Source organism: Georgenia muralis (assembly GCF_003814705.1).
In the GTDB taxonomy this organism is placed as follows: Bacteria; Actinomycetota; Actinomycetes; order Actinomycetales; family Actinomycetaceae; genus Georgenia; species Georgenia muralis.
In genome coordinates this window covers 3106491-3125458 of the sequence record NZ_RKRA01000001.1, presented here as the reverse complement: position 1 = coordinate 3125458, position 18968 = coordinate 3106491, and the positions used below count along the sequence as shown (strand labels likewise).

At 71.0% G+C, this 18968-nt stretch carries 19 protein-coding genes and 2 pseudogenes; 19 read left to right on the top strand and 2 right to left on the bottom strand.

Going from position 1 to position 18968, the window contains the following annotated elements:
* Positions 1-128 precede the first annotated feature (128 nt).
* The 6 genes and pseudogenes from EDD32_RS14045 (at position 129) to EDD32_RS14020 (ending at position 4299) form a co-directional block, all read left to right on the top strand.
* Complete coding sequence (locus EDD32_RS14045; protein WP_123918427.1) at positions 129-1175, top strand: zinc-dependent dehydrogenase; 1047 nt, start codon at positions 129-131, stop codon at positions 1173-1175.
* Between the two features lie 230 nt (positions 1176-1405).
* Entirely contained in the window at positions 1406-2173 is a 768-nt protein-coding gene (locus tag EDD32_RS14040; protein ID WP_123920561.1) for a DeoR/GlpR family DNA-binding transcription regulator, read from the top strand.
* Positions 2174-2277: 104 nt separating this feature from the next.
* Positions 2278-2520: pseudogene (locus EDD32_RS14035) on the top strand (response regulator transcription factor); the annotation flags it as partial.
* 266 nt (positions 2521-2786) lie between these two features.
* Positions 2787-3161 (top strand): DUF1622 domain-containing protein, encoded by a 375-nt coding sequence (locus EDD32_RS14030; protein ID WP_123918423.1) that lies wholly within the window; start codon positions 2787-2789, stop codon positions 3159-3161.
* On the top strand, positions 3158-3463 hold the full coding sequence (locus EDD32_RS14025; protein ID WP_211338835.1) for a hypothetical protein: 306 nt from the start codon (positions 3158-3160) through the stop codon (positions 3461-3463). Before EDD32_RS14030 ends, EDD32_RS14025 begins: the two co-directional genes overlap by 4 nt.
* A gap of 260 nt (positions 3464-3723) precedes the next feature.
* Positions 3724-4299 (top strand): DUF305 domain-containing protein, encoded by a 576-nt coding sequence (locus tag EDD32_RS14020; RefSeq protein ID WP_211338834.1) that lies wholly within the window; start codon positions 3724-3726, stop codon positions 4297-4299.
* 211 nt (positions 4300-4510) lie between these two features.
* Here EDD32_RS14020 and EDD32_RS14015 read toward each other — a convergent pair whose 3' ends face one another.
* Positions 4511-6511, bottom strand: a complete 2001-nt coding sequence (locus EDD32_RS14015) for a heavy metal translocating P-type ATPase (protein ID WP_123918421.1) — start codon at positions 6509-6511, stop codon at positions 4511-4513.
* Positions 6511-6942: an ArsR/SmtB family transcription factor gene (locus EDD32_RS14010; RefSeq protein ID WP_123918419.1), complete on the bottom strand. Its 432-nt coding sequence runs from the start codon at positions 6940-6942 to the stop codon at positions 6511-6513. The genes EDD32_RS14015 and EDD32_RS14010 overlap by 1 nt, the downstream gene beginning before the upstream one ends.
* Positions 6943-7457: 515 nt before the next feature.
* On the opposite strand from EDD32_RS14010, the gene EDD32_RS14005 reads away from it, so the two are divergent.
* The 13 genes and pseudogenes from EDD32_RS14005 to EDD32_RS13950 all read left to right on the top strand — a co-directional run bounded on the left by EDD32_RS14005 (position 7458) and on the right by EDD32_RS13950 (position 18929).
* Positions 7458-8519 (top strand): DUF418 domain-containing protein, encoded by a 1062-nt coding sequence (locus tag EDD32_RS14005; RefSeq protein ID WP_170175306.1) that lies wholly within the window; start codon positions 7458-7460, stop codon positions 8517-8519.
* Between the two features lie 346 nt (positions 8520-8865).
* Complete coding sequence (locus EDD32_RS14000; protein WP_123918415.1) at positions 8866-10347, top strand: gamma-glutamyltransferase family protein; 1482 nt, start codon at positions 8866-8868, stop codon at positions 10345-10347.
* A gap of 167 nt (positions 10348-10514) precedes the next feature.
* Entirely contained in the window at positions 10515-11585 is a 1071-nt protein-coding gene (locus EDD32_RS13995) for an ABC transporter permease (protein ID WP_148087414.1), read from the top strand.
* A complete protein-coding gene (locus EDD32_RS13990) occupies positions 11582-12724 on the top strand; it encodes an ABC transporter permease (RefSeq protein WP_123918411.1) in 1143 nt (380 codons plus the stop codon). Before EDD32_RS13995 ends, EDD32_RS13990 begins: the two co-directional genes overlap by 4 nt.
* Positions 12721-13407: pseudogene (locus EDD32_RS13985) on the top strand (ABC transporter ATP-binding protein); the annotation flags it as partial. The gene EDD32_RS13990 and the pseudogene EDD32_RS13985, both read left to right, overlap by 4 nt.
* Before the next feature lie 9 nt (positions 13408-13416).
* A complete protein-coding gene (locus EDD32_RS20135) occupies positions 13417-13626 on the top strand; it encodes a YHS domain-containing protein (protein WP_447926000.1) in 210 nt (69 codons plus the stop codon).
* A 182-nt stretch (positions 13627-13808) separates the two neighbouring features.
* On the top strand, positions 13809-14210 hold the full coding sequence (locus EDD32_RS13980) for a four-helix bundle copper-binding protein (protein WP_123918409.1): 402 nt from the start codon (positions 13809-13811) through the stop codon (positions 14208-14210).
* 73 nt (positions 14211-14283) lie between these two features.
* Positions 14284-14892, top strand: a complete 609-nt coding sequence (locus tag EDD32_RS13975) for a DUF305 domain-containing protein (protein ID WP_123918407.1) — start codon at positions 14284-14286, stop codon at positions 14890-14892.
* A 183-nt stretch (positions 14893-15075) separates the two neighbouring features.
* The gene (locus EDD32_RS13970) at positions 15076-15312 is read left to right on the top strand and encodes an SHOCT domain-containing protein (RefSeq protein WP_211338833.1); all 237 of its coding nucleotides are present in this window, start codon (positions 15076-15078) and stop codon (positions 15310-15312) included.
* Positions 15309-16097, top strand: a complete 789-nt coding sequence (locus tag EDD32_RS13965) for a hypothetical protein (RefSeq protein ID WP_211338832.1) — start codon at positions 15309-15311, stop codon at positions 16095-16097. The genes EDD32_RS13970 and EDD32_RS13965 overlap by 4 nt, the downstream gene beginning before the upstream one ends.
* On the top strand, positions 16094-16831 hold the full coding sequence (locus tag EDD32_RS13960; RefSeq protein WP_123918405.1) for a response regulator transcription factor: 738 nt from the start codon (positions 16094-16096) through the stop codon (positions 16829-16831). The genes EDD32_RS13965 and EDD32_RS13960 overlap by 4 nt, the downstream gene beginning before the upstream one ends.
* Complete coding sequence (locus tag EDD32_RS13955) at positions 16828-17943, top strand: sensor histidine kinase (RefSeq protein ID WP_123918403.1); 1116 nt, start codon at positions 16828-16830, stop codon at positions 17941-17943. The genes EDD32_RS13960 and EDD32_RS13955 overlap by 4 nt, the downstream gene beginning before the upstream one ends.
* A gap of 104 nt (positions 17944-18047) precedes the next feature.
* Positions 18048-18929: a potassium channel family protein gene (locus EDD32_RS13950; RefSeq protein WP_211338831.1), complete on the top strand. Its 882-nt coding sequence runs from the start codon at positions 18048-18050 to the stop codon at positions 18927-18929.
* Positions 18930-18968: the final 39 nt, after the last annotated feature.

The window sequence follows — 18968 nt, the reverse complement described above, 5'->3', positions numbered from 1 at the left end:
TGCCCAGTAAACATCATGATCGGGGCAGTTGCCAACCACTCGGGCAGACATTCATGCCCGAACCTGTGGCGTTCGGCGGGGGACGCGGCTACTGTGGGCACCATCGGAATGCCAAGGAAGGAATCACGATGAAGGCTCTGCGCTTCTACGCCCCCGAAGACGTCCGGCTCGTCGACGTCCCCGAGCCCGAGTGCGGGCCCGCCGAGGTGAAGATCAAGGTCAAGAACTGCTCCACGTGCGGGACGGACGTCAAGATCAAGAAGAACGGGCACGTCAACATCACCGGCGAGACCACGATGGGTCACGAGGTCGCCGGCGAGGTCGTCGAGGTCGGCGCCGACGCGCTGGGCGGCTTCGTGGTCGGCGACCGCGTGCAGTGCATCGCCGCGGTCCCCTGCGGGGAGTGCCACGAGTGCCGCAAGGGGTGGATGGAGGTCTGCCAGAACCAGACCTCGGTGGGCTACCAGTACGACGGCGGGTTCGCCGAGTACATGATCGTGCCGGAGCAGGTTCTCAAGGTCGACGGCCTCAACCGCATCCCCGACAACGTCGGGTTCGACGAAGCCTCGGCCGCCGAGCCGTTCGCCTGCGCGATCAACGCCCAGGAGCAGCTCGGCATCGAGGAGGGCGACTTCACCGTCATCTTCGGCGCCGGCCCGATCGGGTGCATGCACGTGCGGATCGCCCGCGGTGTCCACAAGGTCGGCACCGTCGTGCTCGTGGACGTCAACGCCGAGCGGCTGCAGATGTCGGCCGACGCCGTCTCCCCCGACCACACCATCGACGCGTCGAAGGTCGACGTCGTCGAGGAGATCATGCGGCTGACCGGCGGCCGGGGCGCGGACGTCGTCATCACGGCCACCCCGGCCAACGTCACCCAGGAGCAGGCGGTCGCCATGGCCGCGCGGCAGGGCCGGATCTCCTTCTTCGGCGGGCTGCCCAAGACCGACCCGTCCATCAAGCTCGACTCCAACCTCGTCCACTACCGCCAGCTGCACATCCACGGCGCGAACGGCTCCTCCCCCGACCACAACAAGCGGGCGCTGGAGTACATCTCGACCGGCCAGGTGCCCGTCAAGGACCTCATCACCCGGCACGTGCCGCTGGCCGAGGTCATGTCGGTCTTCGACATCGTGGCCAAGGGCGAGGCGATCAAGGTGACCGTCGAGCCCTGACCCCGCGCCGTCCGGACCAGCCTGCTGACCGGACCCGCCCGCCGACCCACCTGCCCGCCTGCCCGCCTGCCCGCCTGCCCGCCTGACCGACCCTGCCAGCCGCGACACGTCGGCGGACGGTCGCCTCCGGATCCTGCCCGGGTGGCAGGATCCGGTTACGGACCCACAGAGACCCACAGGCACGGGCGCCGCGGGAGCCGCCCATGTCCCGCACCCACGAAGGAGCGCCGGTGTACGCCGAGGAACGCCAGCACGCCATGGCCCAGGTGATCACCCGGCAGCACCGGTCCTCCGTCGCGGAGCTGGCGGAGGAGTTCTCCGTGACGACCGAGACCGTCCGGCGGGACCTCTCGGCTCTCGAACGGCTCGGCCTGGTCCGGCGGGTGCACGGCGGCGCCGTCCCGGCCAGCGCGCTCGCCGTCGCGGAGCCGGGCCTGACCGAGCGGGACGTCGCCAACACCGCCGCCAAGGACCAGATCGCCGCTGCGGCGCTGTCGCTGCTTCCGCCGCCCGGGTCGACCATCATCCTCGACGCGGGGTCCACCACGGTCCGGCTCGCCGCGATCCTTCCCCGGGACCACCGGCTGACCGTGGTCACCCACGCCGTCCCGATCGCCGCCCGGCTCGCCGGACTCCCGTACATCGACCTCGTGCTGCTCCCGGGCCGGGTGCGCCGTACCACCCACGCCGCGGTCGGTGCCGACACGGTCGGGGCCCTGGCCGACATCCGGGCCGACGTGTCGTTCCTCGCGACGAACGGCCTGAGCACGACGTACGGGCTGACGACCCCCGACCGGGACGAGGCCGCGACCAAGCGCGCCATCGCGTCAGCCGGGCGACGGACCGTCGTGCTGGCCGACTCCAGCAAGATCGGGGTCGAGTCGTCCCAGCGGTTCGCGGCGATCACCGACGTCGACGTGCTCGTCACCGACTCCGGCATCAGCCCCGACGACCGGTCCGCCCTGGACGCGGCGGGCGTGGAGGTGGTGGTCGCGTGACGGCCCGCCCGCGCCCCGCTCGACTGCGGTGATGGTCAGGCGGCGAGGGTTCCGACGAAGATCTGCCAGGCGCTGTCGCCGGTTTGGTGGTAACGCTCCTGCAAGGCCGGGCCGTCGACCCCCACCTCGCCGCCGACGCGTGGGCCGAACCGGAGCCGCTGACCGACCGGGAACGCCGAGTCCTGCGCCTGGCCGGCGACGGGCTCTCCAACGGCGAGATCGCCGGGGAGCTGCACCTGTCCGAGGGCACGGTGCGCAACTACCTGTCCGAGGCGATGAGCAAGGTCGGAGCGCCCAACGGGGTCGCGGCGGCGTACAGGAAGGCACGGGACCGCGGGTGGCTGTGAGGCTCCGCCGTTGCGGGTCATCACCGTCTCCGGCCTGTTCGGGTCGCCCCGGGGGACTCCCAGCCCCCGGCCGAGCAACTGATCGATGACGCAACCCTGCTCCGTCGGCCGGCGAGTGCGGCGTCCCTCTCGAAGGCTGCTGCCGCCCGCCAGCCACGTTCGCCCGACGGCGACATCTCGGCGAACCTCCCGTCGCCCGCTGACGCCGGGTTGCGCGCTCATGCGAGTCGCGTGAATGTGGGTCCCCCGCACCTCCGGGAGGAACCGTGTCTGAGGAGCTGCTCCGTCAAGCCGTCGACTGGCTCGTCCGACTCATCGAGGCCGCCAGCGCCGTGGTCGTCGGTGCTGGCGCACTCACGGCATTCGTGCTGTTCCTCACCGCCCTGGTACGGCGCGACACGTCCGGCTTCGTACGGGTCCGCCTGCTGCTTGGCCGATTTCTCGCCCTCGGTCTGGAGTTTCAGCTCGCCAGCGACATTCTCACCACCGCCGTGGCACCGACGTTCGAAGAGATCGGCAAGCTCGCCGCCGTCGCCACCATCCGTACCGCGCTGAACTACTTCCTCGCGCGCGAGATCAGGACCGAGCGTCGTGAGCTCGAGGAGACCGACACCCCCACGGACCAGGCATCGCCGTCATGATCGCGGACGCGATGAGTGCCGCCCTCGCGATCACCGCCGCCGGAGTCGTCATTTCGGTCGGTGTGGCTTCCCGTGCCGGGCTGCACCAGGCGACACCGGTCCTCCTGGACTTCATGCTCGCGGCCGGTCTACTCCTGCTCAGCTCGGGGCCGGACTGGGACGTTATCGCCGCCGTCGCCCTGGTCGTCGCGATTCGCCATCTCGCCACCGCCGGTCTCTCCGTCGGCACACCGCCGGCACGGTGGCACGACACCCTGCGCTGTCCGCGTCAGGGTTCGGTGGACCGCCTCGCGCACGAGTAGGTCCGCCCGAGCAGCGGTTGCGCCAGGGACGCCCGGATGCGGTCCCTCTCGTTCCTGGCTAGCGTCGGTGCCGACCACGAGGGCGCCGGCAACTCCCGCCCTGGGAAGCCTGGGTGGGCTGCAGCACGGTGGGTCGCGCCAGGCGGCCCGGAGCCGACGCGGCGCCGTGTGCCGCGACCTCCCGCGCTCGGGTGGACGTGGACACGACGATCCCGCAAGGGTGATTGGGAGGCTGACCTGTGCCGAACAACGAAGACAACATGACCGAGATGCACCACGACCAGGGCCGTTCGCACGACCCGAAGAAGATGTACCTACGCTTTGCGGCGATGATCCTCACCGCGATGGTTGTCATGTACTTCGTGATGTTCGTCGGCTCGTGGGAGTGGAGCCACATCCGCTTCAGCCAGAGCCGGGTGTTCATGGCGATCACCATGGGCGGGGCGATGGGCCTGGTGATGCTTGCCTGGATGCTCAACATGTACAAGAGCGCCAAGGCCAACATCGCCGTCGTCGCCGTGAGCCTTCTGCTCCTCGGCGGTGGGACCGCGCTCGACCGCAGCCAGGCCACCGTGGACGACACCGCCTTCATGCGCGGGATGATCCCTCACCACTCCCTGGCGATCACCCGGTCGGAGCGGGCCGGCATCGAGGACGTCCGGGTGTGCGAGCTGGCGGTGGAGATCAGCGAGGCCCAGCGCCGGGAGATCTTCGAGATGGACTGGCTGATCGAGGACATCGAGCGCAACGGTGTCGCGGCGTCACCGGCAGAGGCTGAAGCGCGCTCGGTCCCCGAGTACGAGGAACCGGCTGAGCGTGAGTGCCCCAGCTCCTGACCCAGTCACCCGTGAGGCGGGCGCCCGAACGAGACGCCGCGACCCTGGAGCTGGCTGCGCGTGCCGGAGACTCCCGGTTGCTCCCTCGGGGCGAGGTCGCGGCGTGGCCAAACAGGCCGCAAACCCCGCCCGACGAGGACGACCACGCCAAGGCCGATCAGGACGAGGGGCACGGAGGGCCGCGGTCGCGCGACCGCGGCACCGCTCGTGCTCAAAGGACTGTCGGGACACGGGCGGTGCCCGCCGCTCCCCTGCTGTGAGGGTGGCCGGCGACGGACGACGACGCCAGGGCGATGATGGCGCTCAGGTCCGCGGACCGGCCGGCCCGGACGCCGTTGGCGATGACGACGACCTCGGCGAGCTCGTGGACCAGGACGACCGCGGCCAGGCCGAGGATCCCGGCGAGGGCGAGCGGGATGAGGACGGCGATCAGGACCAGGGACAGGCCGACGTTCTGCAGCATGATCCGCCGCGAACGGCGCGCGTGTGCCAGGGCCTGGGGCAGCAGCCGCAGATCGTCGCCCATCAGGGCGACGTCGGCGGTCTCGATCGCCACGTCGCTGCCCATGGCGCCCATCGCCACCCCGAGGTCGGCGGTGGCCAGGGCCGGGGCGTCGTTGACGCCGTCGCCGACCATCGCCGTGACGCCCCGGGCGCGGAGCTCGCCGACGAGACGGGACTTGTCCTCCGGGCGAAGCTCGGCGTGCACGTTGGTGATGCCGGCCTCGGCGGCCAGCGCCTGCGCGGTGGCCGCGTTGTCCCCGGTCAGCATCGTCACGGTGTACCCCTCGCGGCCCAGTCGTGCTACGACCTCGCGGGCCTCGGTCCGGAGCTCGTCACGCACCGCGATCGCGCCGAGCACCCGGCCGTCGACCTCGAGGAGCACGGCGGTGGCACCGGCCTGCTGCATGCCGGTGACCTGGGCGGCGAGCCCGGCCGGGTCGACCCACCCCGGACGCCCCAGCCGGACACGGCGGGCGCCGACGGTGCCGGTCAGCCCCGCGCCGGTGACGGCCTCGACGTCGGCCGCTGCCGGCACGGTGCCGGCCGCGGCCAGGACGGCTCTGGCGAGGGGGTGGTCGCTGCGGGCCTCGAGCCCAGCGGCCAGCGAGAGCACCTCCTCGCGGGAAGTTTCGTCGGTGGTGGCGACATCCACGACCACCGGGCGGTTCGCGGTCAGGGTCCCGGTCTTGTCCAGGGCGATCGTGCGGACCCGGCCCAGGGTCTCCAGCGCCGCCCCGCCCTTGATCAGCACGCCGAACCGGCTGCCGGCCCCGACCGCGGAGACCACCGCGACCGGCACGGAGATCGCCAGGGCGCACGGGGACGCGGCGACGAGGACCACCAGCGCCCGCTCGATCCAGAGCTCGGGGTCACCCGCGAGGGAGCCGACGACGGCGATGAGGGCGGCGAGGATCATGATGCCGGGCACCAAGGGCTTGGCGACCTTGTCGGCCAGGCGCTGGGTCGCGCCCTTCCGGGACTGCTCGGCCTCGACGATGTGGACGATCCGCGCCAGGGAGTTGTTCTCCGCGGTCGTGGTGACCTCGACCTCCAGGGCACCGGTGCCGTTGATGGACCCGGCGTAGACCTCCGCGCCCGGACCGGCCTCGACCGGCATGGACTCCCCGGTGATGGCCGAGACGTCCAGCGCGGTGCGTCCCGCAATGATGGTCCCGTCGGTGGCGAGGCGCTCACCGGGCTTGACGAGCATGACCTCACCGACGTGCAGGTCCTTGGGGGCGACGGCGACCTCGGTGCCGTCGCGGCGCACGGTGGCAAGCTCCGGGACGAGGGAGAGCAGGGCGCGCAGACCCCCACGGGTCTTGGCCAGGGAGTACTCCTCCAGGCCCTCGCTGACGGAGTACAGGAACGCCAGCGTCGCGGCCTCCTGCACCTCACCGAGCACCACCGCGCCGACCGCAGCGATGGTCATCAGGGTGCCGACCCCGATCCGGCCCTTGACCAGGGCGCGCAGCGTCCCGGGAACGAACGTCGCCGCCCCCGCCAGCAGGGCGGCGATGTTCAGCCCGAGCGCCCAGCCGTCCTGCCCCGCCCGGGAGAGCAGGAAGCCGGCGGCCAGCAGTACGCCGGACAGCGCTGCCCCGCGGATCTCGTCGACGTCCCACAACCGCTCGGCCTGGGCCTCACCGTGCTCGTCGTGGTCGGTGCGCTCGTCCTCGTCGGGGTGGGCACAGCAGGCGTCGCTCATCAGGCACTCTCCGACTTCTCGTGAGACTTCAGGTGCTCGACGTCCGGGGTCGTGGTGGCACCGACGCCGTAGTTGGGGCACAGCTCGACGGCATATCCCGTCGAGGCCAGCAGCTGCTCCGCCGCCGCAAGCACCGCAAGCAGCTCCGGGGCCGTGGTCAGGGAGAACATCGACGCCCGTCCCTCCGGACGGGAGGTCACCAGGCCGCAGTCCCTCAGGCACGCCAGATGCGCGGACACCGTCGACTGGGCCAGCCCGAGGTGCTCGGTCAGGTCCCGCACCCTGTGCTCGCCCACCGTCAGGTGCTGCAGGATCGCCAGACGGGCCGGGTCCGACAGCCCGTGGAACATCGCTGCCGCCGGCGCGAGAGCGGCAGCATCGACCGCGCCCCGTTCTGCGCTGATATCGGGATACGAGGCTTGCATCGTCATACGACGATGTTACGCGTCGGGCCGAGATCAGACGAACGTGACCGCCGGGCGGGCCCTGGCTCAGTCCCTCGCCAGACCTCCCGGTGCTCTCCACTGCGCCGCTTGACGCCGTCGCCCCAACCTCCACGCCCGCCGCGATGTGGTGAGGACGACACCGCGTATGAAGAATCGATGAAGACCGTTACCATAATGTGACACCGGCGGCGGGGGTGGTTAACGTGGCACCGCCCGCAGGCCTCAACCGGTGGTCAGGCGGACATCTCTCTGCCGCCGACGCACCTCCGGTGCGAGGGGCGTGCGCTCGTGACAACATCCGGCGGCACCCGGACAACAGCACCCGCCCATCTCGAGCTCGGCCGATGGGCGACCCCGCCGGCACGGAACCTCCGGCCGCACATCGAATCGGAGTGATGGTGACGGCAGTCAGACCGGCCCCCGTGGCCCCGATCAGCTCACCGCCCTCACCCGGGCGTGGGCGGGTCGCCGCGATCGACGCCGCCCGCGCCCTCGCCGTCATGGGCATGATCGTCGTCAACGTCGGCCCGCGCAGCGGGGACAGCATCTCCGACGTCCTCTACCGGCTTCCCCTCGGGCGAGCCTCCCTCCTGTTCGTCCTCCTCGCCGGGGTGGGCATCTCACTCCTCACGAGGCGGGCCCGTCTGCCCGGGGGCCGCCTACCCTGGGCCACCCTGCTCTGGCGCGCGGGCCTGCTCATGACCGGAGGGCTGGCGCTTCAGCTGCTCGACCACGGCGTCAGCGTGATCCTGCCGACCTACGCCCTGCTTTTCGTCATCGCGATACCCCTGGTCCGCGCGGGGAGCCGCGTCGTGGGGCTTCTTGCCGTCGCGCTCACCGTGCTCGGCCCAGTTGCATGGATCGGTCTGCAAAGGATTCAGGGGGTCACCTGGGACGTCCGGTCGGCGACGGCTGCCGACTCGCCGTCTGAGGTCCTGCACAGCGTCCTGCTCTCGAGCCCCTATCCCGTCATCACGTGGGCCGGGCCATTCCTGCTCGGCATGTGGCTGGGCCGACTCGATCTGGCCGACCGGGCCCTTCAGCACCGGATGATCCTGTTCGGTGCGTTTGCCACAGTCATCGGTCGAGCCGTGTCTCTGGTCCTGGTCGCATGGCGGGGTGATCCCGCAGAGACCATAGGGTTCGACCGACTGGTGACCTCGGTTGCCCACTCACAGATGCCGCTCTGGCTGATCAGTGGCACGGGGAGCGGTGTCCTCGTCCTCGGCCTGCTGTTGCGGACAGGCACCGTTGTGGAACGCCGACTGCGGCCGCTGGTCGCCATGGGACAGCTGGCACTGACGATCTACGTGGCCCACCTGCTGGTTCTCGATCTGCTCGTCCGGCCCGAGCCTCACGTCCTCGCCGAGGGCATCGGCATCAGCCTCGCCCTGAGCGCCTCAGCACTGATCTTCGCGACTTGGTGGCGCCGGAACTTCGACCGGGGACCGCTTGAACGGCTGCTCCGGCCGCCGTGGAGAGAGGCGAACGCCCCGGACGGGCTCGGCGAGATCCGCACCCAGCGGTCGGCCGCTCCCGGACGACTTTCTGCCTCCCGGTGACCCGCCCAGGATCCCCGTTCCGGATCCCATGCCGACCATTGACCGTCGCCGCCCGTCACGAGACGCTCTGCAGTCTCGGCGTCGTGAGCTGCGCAGAAGAGGAAACCCGTTGCTAGCCCGCCTGAGCCGATCTCTCCCTGCCGCCGGGGCGGCGCTCGCCCTCGCCCTCGTGGCCGGATGCTCCCAGACACCCGCCCCCGCGCCGGCGCCGACACCAGCCCCCGCACCCTCAGCCGCCCCCGACGCGTCGGAGCCGCCGAGGAGCCCGGGACCGACGACGCAGTCCCCATCGGCGTTGGTGAACCAAGCCGTCAGTGCGGCCCATCCAGCAGCGGTCGAGGCCGGCATGAGTGTGCTGGAGGGTGGCGGCAACGCCGTCGACGCGGCGATCGCCACAGCGTTCGCCGTCTCGGTGGTCGAGCCGTTCGCATCCGGGATCGGCGGCGGCGGGTCGGCGGTCGTGGCACCCACGGGCGGCGAGCCGCTGAACTACGACTACCGGGAGGTCGTCGCCCAGGACGGCACCATCCCCGAGTCCGGAGCCGGCATCCCCGGATTCGTCGCTGGTATGGCCGCCCTCCACGAGGACCACGGCCGGCTGGACTGGGCACAGCTCGTCCAGCCCGCGATCGACCTCGCCGCCGACGGCTTCCCGATATCGGACTTCCTCGCCCTGCGGATGCGCAGCGACTACGGACCGGCCGCCGTCTCCGACCAGCGGCAGTTCAACGGCCTCGGAGGCATCTTCCCCCTGGGCGCGGGCGACGAGCTCGTCCAGGAGGAGCTCGCGGAGACGCTCACCGTCCTCGCCGAGGACGGGCCACAGAGCTTCTACACCGGCTCGGTTGCCGACCGGCTCGACGACGTCGACGGGATCGACCTCGCCTCGCTCGCCACGTACGACGTGGTCCGCTCGGAGCCGGTCCGCGGGAGGGTCGGAGACTACGAGATCGTCTCGGCCGCCCCGGCCCTGCCCGGCGTGGCCCTCGTCCAGATGCTCCAGGTCGCCGAAGCAATGGGCATCGCCGGCACCGAACCGGGTTCCGCGGACTACGTCGAGACGCTGTCCAACAGCTGGCTGGTCGCGGACGGGTCGGTCGCGCAGCACCTCGGAGACCCCGCGTTCGTCGACGTCCCGGTCGACGAGCTCACCGACCAGGCCCAGAACGCCGACCTCGCCGACGACATCACGACCTCCGCCGCGTCCGCCGAAGTGTTCGGCTCGGACAACGTCGCCGGCGCCGCGGACCTGGTCCCGGGCAACACCACCCACATCACAGTGGTCGACGCGTCCGGACTGATGGTCTCGATGACCAACACGATCACGAGCTTCTGGGGCGGCAGCGAAGCACAGGCCGTCGGCGGGTTCTTCCTGAACAACCAGCTCTCGCGCTTCGCTGCTCTCGACACCCCGCAGAACCAGCCCGCACCGGGCCGTCGTTCGGTCAGCTGGGCCACCCCTACCGTCGTCCTGGACGAACAGGGCCGGCCTGTGCTCGGACTCGGCACACCCGGCGGGCACCAGATCCCGACCATCCTCGCCAACGTCCTCACCCGCTGGGCGCTGCACGACCAGCCGCTCGAGGATGCTGTGGCCGCGCCCCGCTTCCACCTCCAGGACGGCAAGCTGACCCTCGAGGAGCGCCCCTCCCCCGAGCTCGCCGAACGCCTGGACGACCTCGGCTGGGCCAGTGAGGTCGTCACCGTCGAGGAGGCCGTCTTCGGGTCGGTCCAGGCCCTCGAGGTCGATCATGACACCGGCGAGATATCCGGGGCCGAGGACAACCGTCGGGAGGCGACGTTCACCGTGTCGGTCGCCGGCCGGTAGGACTTGATCGAACGGTCATCGTGTCTTGATCCTCGTCGGTGGTCCGCCGACACACAGTGGTGGACAGACCGTTCTCGACCCTGAGCTCCCCGGGCCGGGCCGGGCCGGAGGTGGTCACAGTGGTGCGCTGGTCCGTCGCAGACAAGGTCCCGCTGGGACGTCGGCTGATGACCGCGCGCCCGGCACGACTGGTGGCCGGTGTGCTCGCGATCGGGCTGGCCCTCATGATGATCCTTCTCCTGGACGGCCTGTGGGCAGGGGTGCAGGAGCGGGCGACCACTTATGAGGACCATCTCGGGGCAGAGCTTGTCGTGGTGGCGCCTGGCACCGAGTCGCTCTTCTCCGACCGCAGCACCCTCCCGACCGAGGTCGCCGACGTCGTCGCTGCGGTGCCCGGCGTGAGCGGGACCAGCCGGGCCCGGACGATGTACACGATCCTCGAGCTGCATGGCGAGAAGGCCGCGGCCGCCGTCGTCGGCTTCGCTCCGGGCGGACCTGGCGAGCCGTGGGACATCGCCGACGGCCGCACCCCGGCCGACGGCGAGATCGCCGTCGACCGGCTGCTGGCCGAGGAGCACGGGCTCACGCTCGGCGACACCCTGCCGCTGATGGGGCGCAGCCTCACCGTCGTGGCTCTCACCGATGACACGGCGATGTTCATGACGCCGCTGGTCTTCGTCACCGAGTCGACGCTGACCGACGTCCTCGGCGCTGCAGGCACGACCGGTGTCGTGCTGGTGACCACCGAGAACCCGGAAGCCACGGCCGAGCGCCTGCGGTCGCAGGGACTGACGGTGCGCACCCCCGCGGAGCTGGCCGGTGCCGCACGGGAGCTGACGACCCGGATCTTCGGTGTGCCGATCCGACTGATGGTCGCCGTGGCCTTCGCGGCGGGCGTCCTCATCGTCGCGCTCGTCTCCTACACCGTCGTCGCCGAGCACCGCCGCGACCTGGGCGTCCTCAAGGCCATCGGTGCGCCGGCCGCGCGCCTGCAGTTCGTGACGCTCACGGTGACGCTGGGCTTCAGCGTCGTCGGCGGCCTGGTGGCGGTCGGCCTCCTGGCCGTGGCTCGGCTCGCGGTGACCGCCTGGCAACCCGCGTTCATCGTCGCGGTCACCCCGGCGGCGCTCGGCCGCACCGCCGTCGCCGCGGCGGCCATGGCCCTGCTCGCCGCGTGGGTCCCCGCCCGGCAGGTCAGCCGGGTCGACGCGGCCACGGCGTTCCGGAGCGGGTCATGAGCCACCTCCCGGTCCTCACGGATCTCCGCCGACGGGTACCCCTGGGTCGCCGGGTGCTCTTCGGTGACAGGCGGCGCGGGGCTCTCACCGTGACGGGGGTGGCCGTGGCCCTCCTGCTCGTCCTCGTCCTCGACGCCCTCAGGGTGGGGGCCCTTGAGCGCGTCACGGCGTACATCCGAACCTCGCGCGCCGATGTCGTCGTGTCCCAGGAGGGCGTGCGCACCATGCACATGAGTGCCTCCTCCCTCCCCGAGGACACCGCGGACAAGGCGGCCGCCGTCCCTGGGGTGGCGTGGGCGGTGCCTGTCGCGTTTACCTCCACCGCGGTGGACGGCCCCGACGGCCGGCTCCTCACCTACCTCATCGGCTACGACACCGTGACCGGCCGCGGTGGCCCGACCCGCATCGAGGAGGGACGAGCCCCCGGGCGGGGGGAGGCGCTGGTCGACGACGCCGCCGCCGCGGCGCTGGACCTGCCCGTCGGCTCGGCCGCCACGGTGCAGGGCGTCCCGCTGACCGTCGTCGGTCTCGTCTCCGGCGGCACGAGCATCACCAACACCACCGTCTTCGTCTCCGCGCAGCAGTACGCCGACCTCGTCGCGCCCACGGTCTCCTACGTCCTCGTCGCAGGCGACGGTGCGGCGCACGCCGCTGAGCTGGCTGCCGCGGTGGCCGCGGCGCTGCCGGGAACGACCGTGCAGACGCGGGAGCAGTTCATCGCCTCGGAGTCCGCCGTCGTCGGCGACATGAGTGCCGACCTGCTCACGTTGATGGACCTGGTCGGGTACCTGATCGCGCTGGGCGTCGTCGCGCTCGGCCTCATGACGTCGACGCTGGACAGGTTGCGCGACTACGGCGTTCTCAAGGCACTGGGAGCGCCCACGCGCCGGCTCGCCGGAACCGTGACCAGCCAGGTGCTCTGGATCACCGGTCTCGCCGTCACGGTCGCGACGGTGTTGGCCGTGATCCTCTCGGCGCTGGTGCCCCTCCTCGCGCCCACGGTAGAGCTCAGCGTGACGGCAGGCAGTGTCGTGAGTGCCGCGATCGGCGCCCTCGCGGCGGGTCTCGTCGGCGCCCTCCTCCCCGTCTGGCGTCTCGCTCGGGTCGACGCCGCCACTGCCTTCCGGAGCTCACGATGACACCTTCTCCGATCCTTGCCGTGCGCGGACTGACCAAGAACTTCCGGTCCGGGCCGAGCGTCGTGCACGCGGTGCGGGACGTCGACCTGGACGTCGGCGGCGGCGAGGTCGTCCTGATCATGGGTCCGAGCGGGTCGGGCAAGACCACCCTGCTGCTCATGCTGGGAGCGCTGCTACGCCCCACCTCCGGGACCGTCACCGTGCAAGGCCCAGCGGGCCCGGTGGACCTCACCGCCGCCGGAGAGCGCGCGCTGCCGGCCCTGCGGGCCGTCACCTTCGGGTTCGTCTTCCAGGACTACGCACTGCTCGGCGCGTTGACCGCGGCGGAGAACGTCGAGGTGGCGTGCAACCTCGCCGGGGTCGCGGGCCGGGCGGCCTCCGCCCGGGCGGCTTCCCTCCTCGATCGGGTCGGGCTCGCCGACCGCGCCCGGTTCCGGCCCGCGCAGCTCTCCGGCGGCGAGCAGCAGCGCGTCGCCGTCGCCAGAGCCCTGGCCAACGACCCGCGGGTCCTGCTGGCGGACGAACCCACCGCCAACCTCGACGCCGCGCACGGACGCGACCTGGCCCGGCTGCTGCGGATGCTCGCCGACGAGGCCAGGGCCGTCGTCATCGTCAGCCATGACACCCGCCTGCGCGAGATCGCCGACAGGGTGCTGTGGCTGGAGGACGGCCAGTTCCGTGAGCTCGCATCCATGGCGCGAGACCCGGTCTGCGGCATGGATGTCGAGCGCACCGGCCCGCACCTCGAGCGCGACGGAGCCATCTACTGGTTCTGCTCAGCCGGCTGCCGTGACGAGTTCGCCGAGGGCTCGCGGACGAAACCGCTCCATCGGCACAGGCTGCCTGCCGAACCGCGGACCGCACGGTCGAACGGTGCGACCGACGGCATGCGGGGCACCTGACCTGGTGAGCGGCCGCTCCCCCACCGCTCTGCGACGAGTAGTGAAGTGTTCACCGTGTTCATCAAATCTTGACCGGGTCCACCGGTATCCCGGCGTGCGTACCCGCGGACCCATGTCTAGCGTCGATCTGGCCAGGGCACCGCCCCCTCGTGCGGTGTCAGCGATGACACACGGAGGAACCGATGCAGACATCAGCGATGATGAAGACCTACCCGGCCGAGATCAACCTCGACCGTGACCTTCTCGCCCGCACCGTCGACGCCCTCGTCGAGTGCAGCCAGGCGTGTACGGCCTGCGCCGACGCGTGCCTGAGCGAAGACATGGTCGCCGAGCTCCGGAAGTGCATCCGCACCAATCTGGACTGTGCGGACATCTGCACCACCACGGCACGGGTCCTCTCCCGGCACACCGGCTACGACGCGAACATCACCCGCGCCCAGCTGCAGGCCTGCGCCCAAGCGTGCCGGTCGTGCGAGGACGAGTGCAACCTCCACGCCGACATGCACGAGCACTGCAAGGTCTGTGCCGAGAGCTGCCGCCGCTGCGAGCAGGCCTGCACCGAGCTCCTCGCCGCGGTCGGCTGACCCGGGTCGCTTCTGTCACCACTGCAGCACACACATCCCGACCGGACAGCTGGAGTCAACTAAGGAGCGAGTCATGAACGTCAGTCACCACCGTCGCACCCGCCGCCCCGCGGCCTTCCTCGCCGCCGGAGCGCTCGGTGTGAGCGCCTTCACGGGTGCCGGCATCGCTGTCAGCGCAGTGCCGGCGTTCGCCGAGGCGCCGGCCACCGACGCGCAGGCCGCCAGGTTCGAGGAGGACTTCCTCAAGGACATGATCGACCATCACGCCATGGCGGTGATGATGGCCGAGATGTGCGTGGATGAGGCCGTCCACCCTGAGCTCATCAGTACCTGTGAGTCGATCATCGCCTCGCAGTCAGCTCAGATCGAGCAGATGCAGGGCTGGCTTCAGGACTGGTACGGCGCCACCCACGAACCTGACATGACGGGCATGCAGTCCATGCACCGGCTCATGGATCTCGACGGCGCGGAGTTCGAGATCGCGTTCATGCGCTCGATGATCCGCCACCACTGGGGTGCCATCAGAGAGGCCGAGAAGTGCCTCGACAACGCTGAGCACCCCGAGCTGCTCGGCCTGTGCGAGGACATCTACGCGGCCCAGCTCGGCGAGATCGAGCAGATGCAGACCTGGCTCGCCCAGTGGTACGACGTGCGCGGCGGCCGCCCGGTCGAGACCGCGTAGCAAAGGACCGTGTGGTCCCCGGGGCCCTTCCTCGGGGACCACCGGCACGCGCCAACCGATCCGCTCACCTTGATCCGATCTAGAGGTTCGCCTGACAGTCGCTTCATCCTGGTCCCGCATCGTGGTTCTCGTTAGCGGTTAACCACGAGAGAGGACAGGACGATGATGGGTTGGGGATGGGGAATGAGCGCCGGTGGCTGGATCGCCATGGTGGTGTTCTGGGTCGCGCTCATCGCGCTGATCGTCTGGGCGGTCGTGAGGGTGTTCCCGAGCGCCGGCAAGGATGAGGCCGGGCCGCGAGCGGAGACCCCACAGGAGATCCTCGACCGGCGCTTCGCCGCCGGCGAGTTGAACGTCGAGACCTATCGGTCGATGCAGGAGACGCTCGCCGCAGGCCAGCTCGGAAGGAGGCTGCCGTGAGGATCGGGATCACACGCTTCCTCGTGCCGACGGTTGCCCTGGCCGGCACGCTCGGCTCCGGCACCTGGCTGTTGACCCAGGAGAGCCCCGCATGGGCCTCCAGCACCTCACGAGCCAGCGACGGCTACGGCGGCACCGGCATGATGGGCACCGGCGGCACCGGCATGATGGGCACCGGCGGCACCGGCATGATGGGCACCGGCGGCACCGGCATGATGGGCACCGGCGGCACCGGCATGATGGGCACCGGCGGCACCGGCATGATGGGCACCGGCGGCACCGGCATGATGGCGGGAGGTGGGTCGAGTGGGAGCGGCACGCCCGTCGACGATCTCGCCGAGGCTCGTGATCGCGCCGAGCTGTTCGCCGGTGACCTCGACGGCAACCTGCAGGTCGGCGAGATCATGGAGTTCGAGAACCACTACTACGCCGACCTTCTGGACGCCGACGGCGCGGGCGTCACCGAGATCTTGGTTGACTCCCGGACAGGAGCGGTACGTCCGGAGTACGGGCCGGCCATGATGTGGAACACCCGCTACGGGATGGCGCGTGGTGCCGACACCGCACCTGAGATCTCGGCGGACGAGGCCTTGGCCGTGGCCGAGCGCGAGGTCGACGAGGAAGGCCTTACCGTGGGGGCGCCGGAAGAGTTCCCCGGGTACTACACCCTGCACACCGTCCGCAACGGCGAGATCGAGGGCATGCTCTCCGTCAACGCCGTCACAGGTGAGGTGTGGCACCACGACTGGCACGGTGCATTCGTCGCGATGTCGGAGGACGGATGAGCGTTGGGGGCCGCCCGGGAGAGCCCGCGGACCGCGGCGAGGTCTCACGGCCGCGGATCCTCGTGATCGAGGACGAGGCTGCGATCGCCCGGGTCGTCCGTGGCTACCTCGAGCGCGACGGCTTCGAGGTCGTGGTCATGGACGACGGTGAGACCGGTGTGGCCGCTGCGCGGGAGAGCCCGCCGGACGTCGTCGTGCTGGACCTCATGCTGCCGGGCATCGACGGACTTGAGGTGTGCCGCCGGCTCCGGACCTTCTCCGACGCCTACGTCATCATGCTCACTGCCCGCACCGAGGAGCTCGACCGGCTCGTGGGGCTGTCGAGCGGTGCCGACGACTACGTCGGGAAGCCGTTCTCCGCCCCCGAGCTGGTCGCGCGGGTCAGGGCCATGCTCCGCCGGCCCCGGTCCGGCACGCGGCAGGGCCAGGCGACCCGGCAGCTCGGTGACCTCACCATCGACGTCGGCGCCCGGGAGGTGCGACGCGGGGCGCAGCGTGTGGAGCTGACCCGCACGGAGTTCGACCTGCTCGACGCCCTCACGGAGCAGCCCCGACGTGTCCTGAGCCGGGACCAGCTGTTCGAGCAGGTCTGGGGCGGGCAGTGGTTCGGCGACCGTCACGTGGTGGACGTGCACGTGGCGAACCTCCGCCGCAAGCTCGGCGACGACGCGCAGTCCCCGCGCTACATCCGCACGCTGCGCGGGTTCGGCTACGGCCTCGGCGGGGACACGTGAGACGCTCCTCCGAGGGCCCCCGGCTGGGGGCGAGACTCTTCCTCGCCCAAGCCTTGGTCATCGTCGCCGGGGCGTCGACCCTCGCCGTCGTCGCGCTCATCCTCGCACCGGGCCTCTTCGAGGAACACCTGCGAGGTGTCCCCGAGCCGATCGACGACACGACCCGGCAGCACATCGACACCGCCTTCAGCGGAGCCACCTTCACCTCCCTGTCGGTGGCGATCCTTGCGTCGCTGATCACCGCGTTGGCCGTCAGCTGGTTCGTGACCCGGCGTGTCGTCCGGCCCGTCGAGGCCATGGCGACAGCGGCCGGCCGGATCGCGGCGGGCGACTACACCGCACGGGTTCGCATCACGGGGTCCGGCCCCGAGCTGGCCTCCCTGGCCAGCGCACTGGACCTGACGGCGCACGAGCTGGCGGCCACCGAGCGGACGCGGGCGGAGATGCTTCGCGACGTCGCGCACGAGCTGCGGACGCCGCTGACCGCGCTGCGCGGCTACATCGACGCCCTGGCCGACGGGGTGCTGCCCCTCGACGGAGACGCCGTCGACACCGTGCACGCCGAGCTCTCGCGCGTCGAGCGGCTCGTGGACGACCTGGGCACGGTGTCCCGCGCAGAGGAACGTCGCCTGGACCTCCATCTGCGGACGGTCGCACCGAGCGAGGTGGTGGCCGCCGCCGTCAAGGCGGCCCGGGCAAGGTTCGCCCGAGCCGGCGTGGACCTCCAGGTCATCGTCGCCGACGATCTGCCATCGGTCAGCATCGATGAGGACCGGATGCAGGAGGTCCTGGCCAACCTCCTCGACAACGCCCTGCGGCACACCCCGCCCGAGGGCGTCGTCACGGTCAGCGCGCGGCCCGCGCCCGGCGTCGTCGAGCTCGCCGTGACCGACACGGGTGAGGGCCTGGCACCCGAGCACCTGCGACGGGTGTTCGAGCGCTTCTACCGCGTGGACGCCGGTCGCTCTCGCCAGAAGGGCGGCAGCGGCATCGGCCTGGCCATCGTCCGCGCACTGACGGAGGCCCACGGTGGTCACGTCGGGGCGGAGAGTGCAGGCCCGGGCCACGGCACGACGTTCTCCGTGAAGCTGCCTGCCGACCGGCCTCGATAGACCGAGCTCACCGCCACGGGCCCGGTCGACGCGGACCCGGCTGGAGGCCCGCCGAGTCGACGCGGAGGGCCGCCCCGCCACCCGATCCCAAGGAGGACCACCCGTTGAACGTCCTGACCCAGATCCTCGGCGGCGCCCTGGTGGCTACCGCCCTGTGGGACCTCTTCCACACACTTGCTCATCCCAGCGGGCAGGGCGCGGTCAGCAGCCGGGTCCTGGCCCTGGTGTGGCGGCTGTCCAAGCGGCTGGGCCGGTCAGCCAGAAGGCTCGCGGGGCCGGCGGGTGTGGTGATGGTGATCGGTACGTGGGGACTGCTCGTGATCGTCGGCGCCGCCCTCGTCTACCTCCCGCACCTCCCTGAGTCGTTCAGCTACGCCACTGGCCTGGATCCGCTGAGCCGCAACATGCTCGTCGACGCGCTCTACCTCTCCCTGGTCACCGTGGCCACGCTGGGCTTCGGGGACATCGTGCCCACCGCCCCGTGGCTTCGTCTCCTCATCCCCCTGCAGGCCCTCATCGGCTTCACGCTCCTGACCGGTGCGGTGACCTGGGTCCTGCAGATCTACCCGGCACTGAGCCGCCGACGAGTGCTCTCGCTCCGGCTGGCGACCCTGGCGAAGACACGCACGGCTGAGCGGCTGGATCAGCTGAGTGAGAGCACCGCCGCTCGGGTTCTGGAGAACCTCGCCGCCGGGCTGACCGAGGTGCGGGTGGATCTGACGCAGTACACCGAGACTTACTACTTCCGCGAGGTCACGCCGGAGGGCGCCTTGGCACGAACCATCGGGTACGCCGCCGAGCTGGCTGAGGCAGGCCAGCGTTCCTCTCAGGAGGACGTCCGCATGGCGGCGGACGTCCTTCAGCACACCCTGGAGGGCTTGGCGCAGGTGCTGGACGCTCAGTTCCTTCACACCGGGCGCGAGACGACGGACATCTTGAACGCCTACGCCGCCGACCACGGGGACACCCCGCGAGGTCGCGCCTGACCGGTCAGTCAGAACCTCACCGATCCGGCCCCGGCGCGC

What these genes read in the sequence shown, in the direction of transcription:
- EDD32_RS14045 (WP_123918427.1), top strand. Translation starts at nt 129, where the DNA reads ATGAAGGCTCTGCGCTTCTACGCCCCCGAAGACGTCCGGCTCGTCGAC.
- EDD32_RS14025 (WP_211338835.1), top strand. Translation starts at nt 3,158, where the DNA reads ATGATCGCGGACGCGATGAGTGCCGCCCTCGCGATCACCGCCGCCGGA.
- EDD32_RS14020 (WP_211338834.1), top strand. Translation starts at nt 3,724, where the DNA reads ATGACCGAGATGCACCACGACCAGGGCCGTTCGCACGACCCGAAGAAG.
- EDD32_RS14015 (WP_123918421.1), bottom strand. Translation starts at nt 6,511, where the DNA reads ATGAGCGACGCCTGCTGTGCCCACCCCGACGAGGACGAGCGCACCGAC.
- EDD32_RS14010 (WP_123918419.1), bottom strand. Translation starts at nt 6,942, where the DNA reads ATGACGATGCAAGCCTCGTATCCCGATATCAGCGCAGAACGGGGCGCG.
- EDD32_RS14005 (WP_170175306.1), top strand. Translation starts at nt 7,458, where the DNA reads ATGGGCATGATCGTCGTCAACGTCGGCCCGCGCAGCGGGGACAGCATC.
- EDD32_RS14000 (WP_123918415.1), top strand. Translation starts at nt 8,866, where the DNA reads ATGAGTGTGCTGGAGGGTGGCGGCAACGCCGTCGACGCGGCGATCGCC.
- EDD32_RS13995 (WP_148087414.1), top strand. Translation starts at nt 10,515, where the DNA reads ATGACCGCGCGCCCGGCACGACTGGTGGCCGGTGTGCTCGCGATCGGG.
- EDD32_RS13990 (WP_123918411.1), top strand. Translation starts at nt 11,582, where the DNA reads ATGAGCCACCTCCCGGTCCTCACGGATCTCCGCCGACGGGTACCCCTG.
- EDD32_RS20135 (WP_447926000.1), top strand. Translation starts at nt 13,417, where the DNA reads ATGGCGCGAGACCCGGTCTGCGGCATGGATGTCGAGCGCACCGGCCCG.
- EDD32_RS13980 (WP_123918409.1), top strand. Translation starts at nt 13,809, where the DNA reads ATGCAGACATCAGCGATGATGAAGACCTACCCGGCCGAGATCAACCTC.
- EDD32_RS13975 (WP_123918407.1), top strand. Translation starts at nt 14,284, where the DNA reads ATGAACGTCAGTCACCACCGTCGCACCCGCCGCCCCGCGGCCTTCCTC.
- EDD32_RS13970 (WP_211338833.1), top strand. Translation starts at nt 15,076, where the DNA reads ATGAGCGCCGGTGGCTGGATCGCCATGGTGGTGTTCTGGGTCGCGCTC.
- EDD32_RS13960 (WP_123918405.1), top strand. Translation starts at nt 16,094, where the DNA reads ATGAGCGTTGGGGGCCGCCCGGGAGAGCCCGCGGACCGCGGCGAGGTC.